Origin of the sequence: Streptomyces sp. NBC_00440 (assembly GCF_036014215.1) — a bacterium.
GTDB lineage: Bacteria > Actinomycetota > Actinomycetes > Streptomycetales > Streptomycetaceae > Streptomyces.
The window spans coordinates 7,444,522-7,456,658 of the sequence record NZ_CP107921.1 but is presented as its reverse complement, the minus strand read 5'-3'; the positions used below and the strand labels follow the sequence as shown (position 1 = coordinate 7,456,658).

10 protein-coding genes and 2 pseudogenes are annotated in these 12,137 nt (G+C 70.2%); 6 read left to right on the top strand and 6 right to left on the bottom strand.

Features of this window, described 5'->3' with window-relative positions; all coding sequences use genetic code 11:
* The first annotated feature begins 244 nt into the window (after positions 1–244).
* Positions 245–1,450: a PucR family transcriptional regulator gene (locus OHB13_RS33210; RefSeq protein WP_328379570.1), complete on the top strand. Its 1,206-nt coding sequence runs from the start codon at positions 245–247 to the stop codon at positions 1,448–1,450.
* Here the strand turns inward: OHB13_RS33210 and OHB13_RS33205 are convergent.
* Positions 1,440–3,323: an alkyl/aryl-sulfatase gene (locus OHB13_RS33205; protein ID WP_328380448.1), complete on the bottom strand. Its 1,884-nt coding sequence runs from the start codon at positions 3,321–3,323 to the stop codon at positions 1,440–1,442. The two genes, OHB13_RS33210 and OHB13_RS33205, sit on opposite strands and share 11 nt — an antisense overlap.
* Positions 3,324–3,415: 92 nt before the next feature.
* Between OHB13_RS33205 and OHB13_RS33200 the strand changes: the two are divergent.
* The 4 genes and pseudogenes from OHB13_RS33200 to OHB13_RS33185 all read left to right on the top strand — a co-directional run.
* Positions 3,416–3,799: pseudogene (locus tag OHB13_RS33200) on the top strand (SDR family NAD(P)-dependent oxidoreductase); the annotation flags it as partial.
* A 99-nt stretch (positions 3,800–3,898) separates the two neighbouring features.
* Positions 3,899–4,021, top strand: a pseudogene (locus OHB13_RS33195) (IS5/IS1182 family transposase); the annotation flags it as partial.
* Positions 4,022–4,108: 87 nt separating this feature from the next.
* Entirely contained in the window at positions 4,109–4,849 is a 741-nt protein-coding gene (locus OHB13_RS33190) for a class I SAM-dependent methyltransferase (protein ID WP_328379569.1), read from the top strand.
* Positions 4,850–5,421: 572 nt separating this feature from the next.
* Positions 5,422–6,039 carry a transglycosylase SLT domain-containing protein gene (locus tag OHB13_RS33185; RefSeq protein WP_328379568.1) on the top strand — a complete coding sequence of 206 codons (618 nt, stop codon included), beginning with the start codon at positions 5,422–5,424 and terminating at the stop codon, positions 6,037–6,039.
* A gap of 246 nt (positions 6,040–6,285) precedes the next feature.
* Here the strand turns inward: OHB13_RS33185 and OHB13_RS33180 are convergent, their stop codons facing one another.
* The 5 genes from OHB13_RS33180 to OHB13_RS33160 form a co-directional block, all read right to left on the bottom strand.
* Positions 6,286–6,708, bottom strand: a complete 423-nt coding sequence (locus tag OHB13_RS33180; RefSeq protein ID WP_328379567.1) for a hypothetical protein — start codon at positions 6,706–6,708, stop codon at positions 6,286–6,288.
* Positions 6,709–6,878: 170 nt separating this feature from the next.
* Complete coding sequence (locus OHB13_RS33175; protein WP_328379566.1) at positions 6,879–7,772, bottom strand: NAD-dependent protein deacetylase; 894 nt, start codon at positions 7,770–7,772, stop codon at positions 6,879–6,881.
* A 138-nt stretch (positions 7,773–7,910) separates the two neighbouring features.
* On the bottom strand, positions 7,911–8,606 hold the full coding sequence (locus tag OHB13_RS33170; protein WP_328380447.1) for an N-acetylmannosamine-6-phosphate 2-epimerase: 696 nt from the start codon (positions 8,604–8,606) through the stop codon (positions 7,911–7,913).
* 186 nt (positions 8,607–8,792) lie between these two features.
* Positions 8,793–9,785: an ROK family protein gene (locus tag OHB13_RS33165; RefSeq protein ID WP_328379565.1), complete on the bottom strand. Its 993-nt coding sequence runs from the start codon at positions 9,783–9,785 to the stop codon at positions 8,793–8,795.
* Entirely contained in the window at positions 9,782–10,492 is a 711-nt protein-coding gene (locus OHB13_RS33160; protein WP_266850788.1) for a GntR family transcriptional regulator, read from the bottom strand. Before OHB13_RS33160 ends, OHB13_RS33165 begins: the two co-directional genes overlap by 4 nt.
* Before the next feature lie 244 nt (positions 10,493–10,736).
* Here OHB13_RS33160 and OHB13_RS33155 point away from each other — a divergent pair, with 244 nt between their 5' ends.
* On the top strand, positions 10,737–12,134 hold the full coding sequence (locus OHB13_RS33155; RefSeq protein WP_328379564.1) for a sugar porter family MFS transporter: 1,398 nt from the start codon (positions 10,737–10,739) through the stop codon (positions 12,132–12,134).
* The last annotated feature ends 3 nt before the right edge of the window (positions 12,135–12,137 follow it).

Below are 12,137 nucleotides of genomic sequence, written 5' to 3'. Positions count from 1 at the left end.
GAACGCCGTGCCCATGAACGCCGTGCCCATGAACGCTCAGTCCGTGAACGCTGATTCATTCTGCCTGCCTGTGCTGCGTCATGAAGAACCGGTTCCTGGGTGAGGGGCCGCGGGTGCCTGCGGACGGTGTCGATCCTGCGGGTGGGACAGGGCGCCACTCCATCCGCTTGCGTCACAGTGATGGCGGCTGGCTACTGTGACGGATCACAGTGGTGCGGGGTGGAGCGAGGTGAGGTGGCCGACCGTGACGTACATAGAGGAGCCGGAGGGGTCTGTGCCCGGTCTGTCCGCAGGGGCACGGAAGCTGGCCGCGCGGTGCGAACCGCAGGTGAACGAACTGGCCCGTCGTATGGCCCGCGGGGCCTTCGAGAACCTGGGCGGCTACGCCGAACTGCCTGCCGATGTGAAGGACGTGGAGATCGCCGCGACGGCACGCCACGCCATGCGGCTCTTCCTGCGCAGCGCGGTCCGTGGCCCGCGCCCGTCGGACGACGGGCTGGAGACCTTCCAGACACGGGCGGCCCAGCGGGCCGAGGAGGGAATGCCGCTGCAGCTGTTGCTGCGGACGTACTGCATGGGCACCCGTGAGCTGTGGCGGGAGTTGCGGAAACTGTCAGAACCTGGAGAGGAGGGCGCGCTGGTCGAGCTGGGCGACGCCCTGTTCGCCGTCCAGGACCGGGTGGTGGGCGCGGTCACCGAGAGCTATCTCGACGAGCAGTCCGCGCTGGCCGCTGAACAGCGGGAGCGGCGCCGGTCGTTGGCGCAGGCACTGCTGGACGGCACCGCACACCCGGAGCGTTCCCTCGCGGACGGGCCCGCCCTTGTGGTGTTCATGCACCTGAGCGGCGGGTCCGGGGGACCCGGCGGGCGTTCACCCGTCACCGTACGGCGGCTGGTGCGGCGCATTCAGGCCGCGCTGGACCGGGCTTTCGGCACCGAGGCGCTCACCCTGCTCGACGGCGCCGGCGGACACGCCATCGCTCCCGGGTGCACCGCGGTACCGGACCAACTCCCCGAGCTGCTGCGCGAGATCGCGGGACCGGACACCCGGCTGGGCGCGTGCGCGGTGACGGAGGCGGGCGACATCCCGCGTGCCGCTCACATGGTCGGCGAAGTCGTCCGTATCGCCCAGGCCTGCGGCCGGCCGCCCGGGCTGCATCTGCTCGACGACGTACTCCTGGAGTACCACCTCTCACGGCCCAATGAGGGCAGTGATCGCATCGCCGCTCTGCTGGCGCCGCTCGCCGGCCGGTCCGAGCTCGTCGAGACGCTCCGGACCCACCTGGCACAGCGTCAGGACCGCCGGGTCACGGCCCGCCTCCTCAACCTGCATCCCAACTCCGTGGACAACCGCCTCACCCGGATCATGGAGCTGACCGGCCTCGACCTGGGCGCGCCGCGGGACGCCGCGCTCGCCCTGGCCGCCCTGGCACTGGGCGCTACGGCGTGACGATGGCGAAGTCCGGGTCCGGCCGGTCCAGCAGACCGGCGAAAGTGATCAACGCCTGGACGTCACCGTCGATGGCCACGCTGCCGCCCGCCATCTCGTCGGCGAAGGTCGAGACGCCGCCGAGGATCGCGTTGAGGGTGGTGCGGGCCAGGCTGAGGGTGGCCAGGGGCTCTTCGCCGCGCGGGGCGTCCCCCGGCATCGAGGTGAGCGCTCCGTTGGAGACCAGTAGCGACCAGGTCTCACCGGTGTCGGTGAACTCCCAGCGCAGCAGCAGCCGTCCGGCCTCGGCGGCGCGCGGTCCATTGATCCGTACGGCCATGGACTGGAAGACCTGCTCGGCGGTGAGCGCGGCCAGGATGTCCGGTGCGCTGCGGGTGGGGGTGCCCAGAATGCCGTCGCGCAGCTCGGCCGCTCCCATGAGGTAGAAGTTGCGCCACGGCCCGCACTCGGCCCCCTGGCCGAGCCGCTCGAACGTCTCGGCCTGTAGCGCACGGGCTTCGGAGTGGTCCGGCTCGGCGAACAGCACATGGCTCAGCACCTCTGCCACCCACCGCAGATCCCCCGCCTCGTACGACGTCCTGGCTTTGGCGACCACGGTGTCCGCGCCGCCCATGAACTCCACGTACCGCAGCGCCGCTTCGACGGGCGGATGCTGCCACAAGTGGGCCGGGTTGCCGTCGAACCACCCCATGTACCGCTGGTAGACCGCCTTCGCGTTGTGGCTCAGCGAGCCGTAGTAGCCGCGCGCGTGCCAGGCCCGGTCGAGACCTGGCGGGAAGCGCAGCTCCTCGGCGATCTCCGCGCCCGTGTACCCGGCGTTGATCAGGCGAACGGACTGATCGTGCAGATACGCGTACGCGTCGCGCTGCTCCTCCAGGAACCGCACGGCGCGCTCCCGGCCCCAGGTGGGCCAGTGGTGGGAGGCGAAGACGACGTCGGTGGAATCGGCGAAGAGCCGGAGCGTCTGCGTCAGATAGCGGGCCCAGGCACTGGGGTCCCGTACGAGTGCACCGCGCAGGGTCAGGACGTTGTGCAGGGTGTGGCAGGCGTTCTCGGCCACACACAGGACCCGCAGGTCGGGGAAGTGGAAGTTCATCTCGGCCGGGGCCTCGGTACCGGGCGTGAGCTGGAAGACCATCCGGACGCCGTCGACCGTCTCGGTCTGTCCCGTGTGGGTGATGTCGAGCGTCGGAGCGATCAGGCCGACTGTGCCGGTCGATGTCGTCTGGCCGAGGCCACAGCCGATCTGCCCGGCCGGTCCCTTGGGCAGGGAAGCGCCGTACATATACCCCGCGCGGCGGGCCATCGCGGTACCGGTGAAGACGTTCTCGCTGGCGGCGTGCTCCATGAACCCGGACGGCGCGATGATCTGCACGCGCCCCGCAGCCACGTCGCCGGGGTCGGTGACGCCACGTACACCACCGAAGTGGTCGACATGCGAGTGCGTGTAGAGCACGGCGGTCACGGGCCGCTCGCCCCGGTGTTCGCGGTACAGCGCGAGGGCAGCGGCCGCGACCTCCGCACTGATCAGCGGGTCGATGACGATGACGCCGCGTCCGCCCTCGACGAAGGTGATGTTCGACAGGTCCAGGCCGCGCACCTGATAGATGCCGGGCACGACCTCGTACAAGCCCTGCCGCGCCACGAGCCTGCTCTGCCGCCACAGCGACGGGTGCGCGGAGGGCGGGCATTCGCCGTCCAGGAAGCCGTACGCGTCCGCGTCCCAGACCACCCGGCCCGCGTCGTCCCGCACCACGCCCGGCTCCAGGCGCGCGACGAACCCACGGTCCGCGTCCACGGCGTCCTGGCTGCCGCTGGTGTCGTCCTGGGCCTTGTCACCGTCGGCGCTGTCCTGAGGGTCCCGCTCAGTCATGGTCATGCCTGCGATCGTCACACCTCCCGCCCACGCCACGCCTGATGACAGGACACACCCCGAACGATGATCCGTCACACCCCTCACGTGCCGGGATCATCCGCGTCACCAACGCGATGATGCCGCTGCTGCGCCGCTCTGCCTCACCACGGATCGTGAACATGCCCAGCAGTGCCGGCTCCCTCACCCGGCAGTCGGGAACCGCTGCCGAGCAGACGACGGGTCCGGTGGCCGTGGCGTACACGCCGTCGAAGACGTTTCTGAACGCTGTCACCCTCCAGTACGCCCGGGAGCTGAACGGCACGAACATCCTGACCAACGCCGGCTGCCCCGGCTACGTCGCGACCGACCTCAACGGCTTCCGCGGTGTGCGTACCCCCGAACAGGGCGCGGCGATCGCCACCAAACTCGCGCCCCTGCCCGACGGCGGCCCGACCGGCAAGTTCTTCGAGGACGCCGGCGTAGTGCCCTGGTGATGTGCACGGCAGTCACCAGCCGCCGGATGAGGTGACTTCGCCCGCGCGTCTCGAACAGGTTCATCGACACCGGTTCCCACATGCCAACTGGGCACTCGCATGGGGCGGGGTGATCTGACGAATGCCGAGCGGGTCCGGCTGAAGCCGCACGTGCAGGCTTCGGGACAGCGCGGCGGACGTTGGAGCGATCATCGCAAGGTGATCAACGGGATCGTGTTCCGGGCGTGAACCGGTGCACCGTCACGGGCGCAGCACAGCCGCAGCCCAATCGTGTTGACCGCCCCCGGCAGGCAGTGCTTGAGTCGGCGCGTGGACAGCATTTCTGCCAACAGGCGGTTCTGGAACCAGCTCAGCAGCGCCTACCAGCACAAGCACGACCCGCAGATCGGCGCAACGCCCCGGCTGTGGGGCACATACGCCATCCCCGACGCGCACCTGCGCGCCCTGGGCGACGTCACCGGCAAGCGCGTCCTCGAACTGGGCTGCGGCGCCGGCCAGTGGTCCAGGGCGCTCGCCGCTGAGGGCGCCACCGTGGTCGGGCTCGACCTGTCCGAAGCCCAACTCGCCGCGGCAGCCGGCGCGATGGGAGCGGCCCGCTACCCGCTGGTGCAAGGGGCCGCCGAACACCTCCCGTTCGCCGCCGACAGCTTCGACCTGGTGTTCTGTGACTACGGTGGGCTCAGCTGGGCGCCGCCGCACCTGGCCGTCCCGCAGGCCGCACGCATCCTGCGCCGCGGTGGGCGCCTGGTGTTCAACGTCGCCAGCCCATGGTTCGAAGCCTGCTACGACGAAGCCGCCAGCCGCGTAACCACGACGCTGAACCAGCACTACTTCGGGCTGGACACCATCGCCGAAGACCAGGACGCGGTCAGCTATCAGCTCACCTACGGCGACTGGATCAGGGTCCTGCGCGGCGCAGGTCTCGTCATCGACGACCTCATCGAGCCCCGGCCCGAACCCGGAACAGCCAACGGCTACAACCAAACCGACCCGCCTGACTGGGCACACCACTGGCCGGCAGAAAGCCTCTGGGTCACCCACAAACCGTAAGCACCGCCGCACCGGGACGTGCAGGTATCCCCTCCCCCGGTTTGCTGTCGGTACAGGATCCCGTTGACGATCCTGCGCTGACTGGCCCACCGGCCGCCGCGCAGCCCTCGCAAGCCTGTGGCCCGCGGCCGCCGAGTGTGCTGTCTTGGACCCACCCACGGGTGTTGGCGTGAGCCTCAAGTGGGTGGGTTTTGCTGTGTACGGGTGGTGACGCGGAGTGGTAATTCGGGGTGTCGGGACCGGTGAGGTGTGAGCCCGGGCATAGGGCCCGCGTCACACAGGACGACACCTAGTAGATGCACGGCGGACCTTTCCCGCTCATTGCGGGCCCCACCCCACCCCTGTCCGGTTTGTCGCTATCTGGGGTAGTAGGTCACACAATTGCCAACGCCCAAGGCGGTCTCGCAAGGTGTTGGACGTACCGGGGAGCCGAGCGCCGGACCGGGCGAACACACCGCCGCCATCCAGACACCGGCCCCACGACACGCACCACGGCCCCCACCGGCCCACCCGTGTCGCCGACCCCCCAGTCGGCCTCCCCAAACGACGTCCCCGAATGGAGAGGTACACCCATGACTGCCACCACCCGCCACACCCTGAACCTCCGCAAGACCACCATCACCGCCATCGCCACCGCAGCAGCCGCCGCCTGCGCCCTGACCCTGGCCCCGCACGCCCACGCCGCCGAGCACACCCCCACCGCACCCGCCGCGGCCTCGGCCGCCACCGCCGCCCAGATCACCAAGCAGGCCGACCACGCAGCCAAGGCCGCCCACGCCAAGCAGGCCGCCCACCACACCGCGGCGAAGAAGGCCCCCAGCACCAAGCACGCCGACGCCGTCACCGCGATCGTCAAGAGCACGAAGTACAGCAACAACCTCGACGGCTGGATCAAGGAATCGCTGGCCATCATGAAGGCCAAGCACATACCCGGCAGCTACGAAGGCCTGCACCGCAACATCATGCGCGAGTCCAGCGGCAACCCCCACGCCCAGAACAACTGGGACGTCAACGCCCAGAACGGCATCCCCTCCAAGGGACTCCTCCAGGTCATCCAGCCCACCTTCGACACCTACCACGTCAAGGGCACCAAGAACAGCCTCACCGACCCCGTCGCCAACATCGTCGCCGCAGCCAACTACGCCGCCGACAAATACGGCTCGATGGACAACGTCAACTCCGCCTACTGACCAAGCGGAACCCCCACACCCCACGACCACCTGAGTCCGTGGGACGGCCAACCCCCCAGCGGGGACGGCAGGACTCAGGTCCAGGCGAGGGCTGGAACAGGTTCATGAGTGAACCCGTCCCAGCCCTCGTCCTCATTCCCCGCCACCGCACCCCCCGCACCGGCACCCGCCGTCCCCCGCGAACCGGTCAGTGCCCCCGACAGCACGGTCGGGGGCACCGGTGCATCCGTGGCCGCGTTGCCGGAATCAGCGAACGCGCACCGTCACCACGTCAGAAGCGTGCAGACGCACGGCATGGTGGTCGTGCTTGCTGGTCAGGCCGTAGAGCACCGCACGGAATTCCAGGTTGCCGCGGCGCGCGGACGTGCCGTGTGCAGTGACCTGCGCATCGCCCTTGACCGCAGCGCTGCAGTTCTCCTGGTGCCACCCCTCGCCGAAGCCGTTCTCCTCCAGGCACAGCTGATGCAGATAGCCGGCGCTGTCGTCGCCACCGTGCGCCTTGATGGTGATGGTCTTGCCGACGTGTGCCGTGTGCGGCGCCGTGATGTCCACACTGCCCTTGGCGAACGCCGGCGCGGCGGCCAGAGCCACTGATGCCAGACCCAGTGCACTGATCACGGCCACACGGCCGCCCCGCGACTTCATCCCGGTCTTCTCCGTCCTGGTCATGGACTTTCCCTCCCGTGGATCTCCCCACCTGGTGAGACCCACCCCTTCGCGAAGGCGCTCGGTGCGCCTCGCTGACTACCCAGATGAGGGGGGTGGCCGGCCCGTTGCGCCGTGCTCGGCTCCGTTACGGATTCACGACATAACCCCGCCAAGCGCACCGCTTACCGGGATCAGGGACACGCCAGTGCCACGAGGGCGGTCAGTGCTTGGCCGAGTGGCAGATCCACGCGGTGGGCCGCCCATCGGTCGCCGCGGGTCGGCCCCCTGTTGATGATCAGGACCGGCGTACCGGTCTGTGCCGCCCGGCGCACAAAACGCAGCCCCGACATCACCGTGAGGGAGGATCCGAGCACCAGAAGGGCGGCGGCCTCATCGACAAGGCGCCGGCACACCTCCACCCGCTCCGGCGGAACGTTCTCGCCGAAGAAGACGACGTCCGGCTTGAGCACGCCGGTGCCGCAGGCCGTACACGCCACCACCCGGAACTCGCGGACCGCTTCCTCGGGGAGGTCCACGTCGCCGTCCGGATTGACCCGTACGGCCCGGTGGCGCTCGGCGGCCGCCTCGAACTGCGGGTTGGCCTCCCGCAGTTGCCGGTCGAGCTCCGAGCGGGTGCTGACGCGCCGGCAACCGAGGCAGACCACCCTGCTCAGGCTCCCGTGGAGCTCGATCACGTCCCGCAATCCGGCGGACTGCTGCAACCCGTCGACGTTCTGGGTGATCACCCCGGTGACGAGACCCGCTCCGGCCAGGGCGGTCACGGCTCCGTGACCGGTGTTGGGGTGGGCCCGGGTCATGGCCCGCCACCCCAGCTGGCTGCGGGCCCAGTAGCGCTGCCGCGCCTGCTCGTCGCCGGTGAACTCCTGGTACGTCATGGGGGTGTGCCGCTGCAGAGAGCCGTGCTCCCCGCGGTAGTCCGGGATGCCCGACTCGGTGGACAGCCCCGCTCCGCTCAGCACGGCGACCTTGCCCCCGCGCACGGCCTCGGCCACCGCGCTCAGGTCGGTCGTGGCCGGGGGCAGTCCGACAGTCGGCTCCCAGGTCAGCGTGGGTCGCATCCGCATGCCTGCCAGCTTACGTACCGAGCGCGAGCCGGCGGGCGGGACCGGACCAGCCGGTCATCCGGAGGGCCGCTTCTCCCAGCCAGGGGAATCCACCGCAGAACTCCCCCGGAGCTACCTCAGAACTGCGTCAGAACTGCCTCACTGAGCTTGCGGCAGCGCGGACGCGAACCGGCTCGCGATGGCGGCGGGTGCGGTGATCGCTCCGCCGACGACGACGGCCCAGGCCCCCGAGTCCATGGCCTCACGCGCTTCTTCCGGGGTGTGCAGACGTCCCTCGGCGAGGACCGGCACGTCGACACGGTCCGCCAGTTCGGCGATCAGCGCCAGGTCGGGACCTGACTGCTGCCGGCTGTAAGGGGTGTAACCGGAGAGGGTCGTGGAGATCAGATCCACGCCGAGCGTGGCGGCTGCCACACCCTCCTCGGCGGTGGACACGTCGGCCATCACCAGCCGGCCGAGCCGGTGCACCGCGTCGACGGTGTCGCGCAGGGGGCGGCCGTCCGGCCGGGGGCGGCCGGTGGCGTCGATCGCTACGATCTCGGCCCCTGCCTCAGCGACGGCTCGCGCGTGCGCCGCGGTCGGCGTGATGTACACGCCCTCAGCGCCGTCCTTCCACAGGCCGATGAGGGGCAGTGTGACGACGGCGCGTACCGCGCAGATGTCCTCCACACCCTGCACGCGGATCGCGGCGACGGGCGCACCGGCGGCGACGGACGCAGCGGCCGCCGCCATGTGCTCGGGGGCACGCAGCGGGTCTCCCGGGGGTGCCTGGCAGGAGACGATCAGTCGTCCGCGCAACGCGTCGAGCAGTTGGCGGGCGTGCTCGGCGGACATCGTGGTCCGGCTGGGCCTGGTCCCGCTGTCGGAGGGGGCGGACTTGGTCATACGTCGTTCCTTGGTCCTTTGGTGCGGCTGGTGCGGGGTGTTGCCAGTGATGCGGGTGTTCTGGGTTCGCTGGGCTCTGGCTACTGGGTTCTGGTGGCATCTGCCGGTTTCCCCGGGCACGCCGTGGGGGTGCCGTCAGGACGTGGCCGGGAGCGGCCGGCCGGCGGCGTCGCGGTCCTCCAGGACGAGGGCCGCCGCGCCGACCACGGCGGCACGGGGGCCCAGCTTCGCCGGGACGGGGCGCAGCCCGGAGGGACCGGGCAGGAGCTCCGCCACGAACGCCTCGGTCAGCGGTCGCCAGTACGCGTCTCCGATCGAGGCCACGCCGCCACCGATCACGACCCGCTCCGGGTCCATGGTGTTGACCAGGCCTGCCAGCGCGCGCCCCAGCGCCCCGGCCCCCTCGGCGAGGACCGCGCGGGCCGTGTCGCCGGCGGAACCGGAGTCCTTCTCGGCCAGGGCTGCGACCTGCCGGAGGCCCCGGCCGTCGTCGTGTCCGGTCAGCTCACGGAAGCGTGCGGTCATGGCCGGGCCGGAGGCGACGGCTTCGAGATGTCCCGTACGGCCGCAGTTGCAGCCCAGCCCGGTCGCCTCGGGCACCGCGATATGGCCGAACTCACCGGCCGTCGAGTGGGCCCCGCGCAGCAGTCGGCCGCCGGTGACCAGTCCGCCGCCGATGCCGGTGCCCACACTGACGTACAGCGCGGACCGGCAGCCCGCGCCGGCGCCGTAGGTCTGCTCGGCCAGGGCGAAGACATTGGCGTCGTTGTCGGCGGCCACGGGCAGTGCGAGCCGGGCGGTCAGCTCCTCGCTCAGGCGGGTGCCCGCCCATCCCGGAAGCAGGTCGTTGGCGGAGATGACGACTCCGCTGTCACGGTCGATGACACCTCCGGTGCCGATGCCGAGACCTTCGGCGAGGTGATGGCCGGGGAGTTCCCGGACCGCCGCCGCGATGGCGTCGAGCACCGCGGCCGGCCCCTGGGCCGCGGGGGTCGGCCGTACGACGGAGGTCAGCAGAGCGCCGTCGGCCGAGACGAGACCGGCGGCGGTCTTCGTTCCGCCGACATCGACACCGAGGAGGCAACGGGCTACGGATGTGGCCGCGGCGGGCCGGTGCGGAGGAGTCATGACTGTGTCCTGCGTACGGTGAAGCGGATGTCGTAGAGATCCGCCCGGTAGGTCGTCGTGGTCGCCTCGACAGGGGTCTCGCGGTGGTCCAGGCCGACGCGCTGGACCCGTAGCCCGGCACTGCCCAGCGGCACACCCAGGAGCGCCGATTCGGTGTCGTCCAGGTCAGCGGCGCGCACGATCTGCTGGGCCGAGCGGATGTCGAGCTGATAGCGCTCGCTCAGCAGGGTGTAGAGCGAGCCGGTCAGGTCCGCTTCGAGGAGCCCGGGCACCCGGTGCGCCGGGAGGTGGACGGTCTCCAGGCACATGGGCGAGCCGTCCGCGAGACGGAGCCGGGAGACGCGGACCACCTCCATGTCGGGTGTGGTGTCGAGCCGCTCGGCGATGTGCCGTCCGGCCCGTACCGTCTCGGCAGCCAGCAGCCGGGTGCCGGGTTCGAGGCCCCGTTCGCGCATGTCCTCGGAGAAGGAGGTGAGGGTGAGCGACTTGGAGACCACGGCGGGTGACACGAAGGTGCCGGCGCCCTGCACGCGGTAGACGTTCCCGGCGGCCTCCAGGGCGTCCATGGCCTGCCGGACGGTGTTGCGTGAGACACCGTGGCGGGCGGAGATCTCCCGCTCGGTCGGGAGCGGGGTGTGCGGCGGGGCCCCGGTGAATTCGGTCAGCAGAGCCAGCCGGAGCTCTTCGTGTTTGGCCTGTCTGGCCACGCGCACCACTCCCACATCCCAAGGGCACCCACGATAGGTACCAACCAATAAGGCAATTATTACGCCGGATCTTGCACATGACCAAGCTGAGTGCCAGATTGGTCCCATCCAATTTGGACCGTCGCGGTAGTGCTGCGTCCTCTACGCGGTCGGCGATGTTTGTGAACGTCTGTTTGTGAACGTCCCGGTCGCATGGCGCCCCACCCGGCCGTCCGTGTCTCCATGTCTCGAAAGGACAAGCGCCATGGCGTCACCCGACACCACTGTGACGCAAGGGATCAGCGGCAGTCTGCGGCCGGTGATCGGCGTCGCCCTGGTCGCCGCTCTCGGCGGACTGCTGTTCGGCTACGACACCGGGGTCATCTCGGGAGCACTGCTCACGATCGAGTCGGACTTCCACCTCTCCTCGTTCAGCTCCGGTGTCGTGGTCAGCTCGATCCTGGTGGGCGCCATGATCGGCGCGGCGGTGGCGGGCAACCTCTCCGACCGCTACGGCCGCCGCCCCGTCCTGGTGGCAGCCGCGGCCATATTCACGGTCGGCGCCGCGATGGCGGCCTTCGCCCCCTCGGCGGCGATGCTCACAGCGGCGCGGGTCGTGCTCGGGCTGGGCATCGGCGTGGCATCGAACCTGGTGCCTGTCTTCATCGCCGAGGCCGCCCCGCCCCTCTACCGGGGACGGCTGGTGGGCCTCAACCAGTTGATGATCACGCTGGGCATCGTCCTTGCGTACGCGGCCAACTACTCGCTGGAGAACGTCACCGACAGCTGGCGCTGGATGTTCGGCCTCGCCGCCGTGCCTGCCGTGCTCTTCGGCGTGGGCATGCTGTCGATGCCCGAGTCCCCGCGCTGGCTGGCCCTGCGCGGCCACACCGACCGCGCCCGGTCCGTCCTCACCCGCCTGCGGGGGCCGGGCGACCCGGCCGGGGTGGAAGCCGAACTGGCCGAGGCGATGGCCGGTGCGGGCAGGACAGAGGCCCGCGCACCCCGTAGGGGCCGGTGGCGGGCGCTGACCGACCGCTCGGTGCGGCCGGTGATCATCGCCGGTGTGGGCCTCCAGATCCTCGGACAGGCTTCCGGCGTCAACACCGTCATCTACTACGCCCCGAAGATCTTCGAGAGCAGTGGACTCGGCTCCTCCTCGTCCATCCTCGCGACCGTGGGTGTCGGTGTGGTCAACCTCCTGATGACGCCGGTCGGCATGTTCGCCGTGGACCGCTTCGGCCGCAAGAAGCTGCTGGCCTCCGGCGCCGCCGTCATGACCCTCGCGCTGGCCGGTCTGGCGGTCACCCTCGCGGCCGGCGGCCGGGGCTCATCGGTTGCCTGGCTCGCGGTGCTGTTCGTGGTCGTGTTCGTCGCCGCCGTCGCCACGACGCTCAACGTGGTGGTCTTCATCATCCCCTCCGAGCTCTACCCGCTGCGCATCCGCGGGACGGCGATGAGCGCCACGATGTTCTCGAACTGGGCGATGAACTTCCTCGTCTCCCTCACCTTCCTCACCCTGCTCAACACCTTCGGCGGGGCGGGCACGTTCACCTTGTACGCGGTGGTGTGCGCGCTGCTGACCCTGTTCGCCCTCCGCTGCATCCCCGAAACCAAGGGCAAGAGCCTGGAGCAGATCGAGCAGGAACTGCTGCCGAAGTGACCG

What these genes read in the sequence shown, in the direction of transcription:
- OHB13_RS33205 (WP_328380448.1), bottom strand. Translation starts at nt 3,323, where the DNA reads ATGACTGAGCGGGACCCTCAGGACAGCGCCGACGGTGACAAGGCCCAG.
- OHB13_RS33185 (WP_328379568.1), top strand. Translation starts at nt 5,422, where the DNA reads ATGACTGCCACCACCCGCCACACCCTGAACCTCCGCAAGACCACCATC.
- OHB13_RS33180 (WP_328379567.1), bottom strand. Translation starts at nt 6,708, where the DNA reads ATGACCAGGACGGAGAAGACCGGGATGAAGTCGCGGGGCGGCCGTGTG.
- OHB13_RS33175 (WP_328379566.1), bottom strand. Translation starts at nt 7,772, where the DNA reads ATGCGGATGCGACCCACGCTGACCTGGGAGCCGACTGTCGGACTGCCC.
- OHB13_RS33170 (WP_328380447.1), bottom strand. Translation starts at nt 8,606, where the DNA reads ATGTCCGCCGAGCACGCCCGCCAACTGCTCGACGCGTTGCGCGGACGA.
- OHB13_RS33165 (WP_328379565.1), bottom strand. Translation starts at nt 9,785, where the DNA reads ATGACTCCTCCGCACCGGCCCGCCGCGGCCACATCCGTAGCCCGTTGC.
- OHB13_RS33155 (WP_328379564.1), top strand. Translation starts at nt 10,737, where the DNA reads ATGGCGTCACCCGACACCACTGTGACGCAAGGGATCAGCGGCAGTCTG.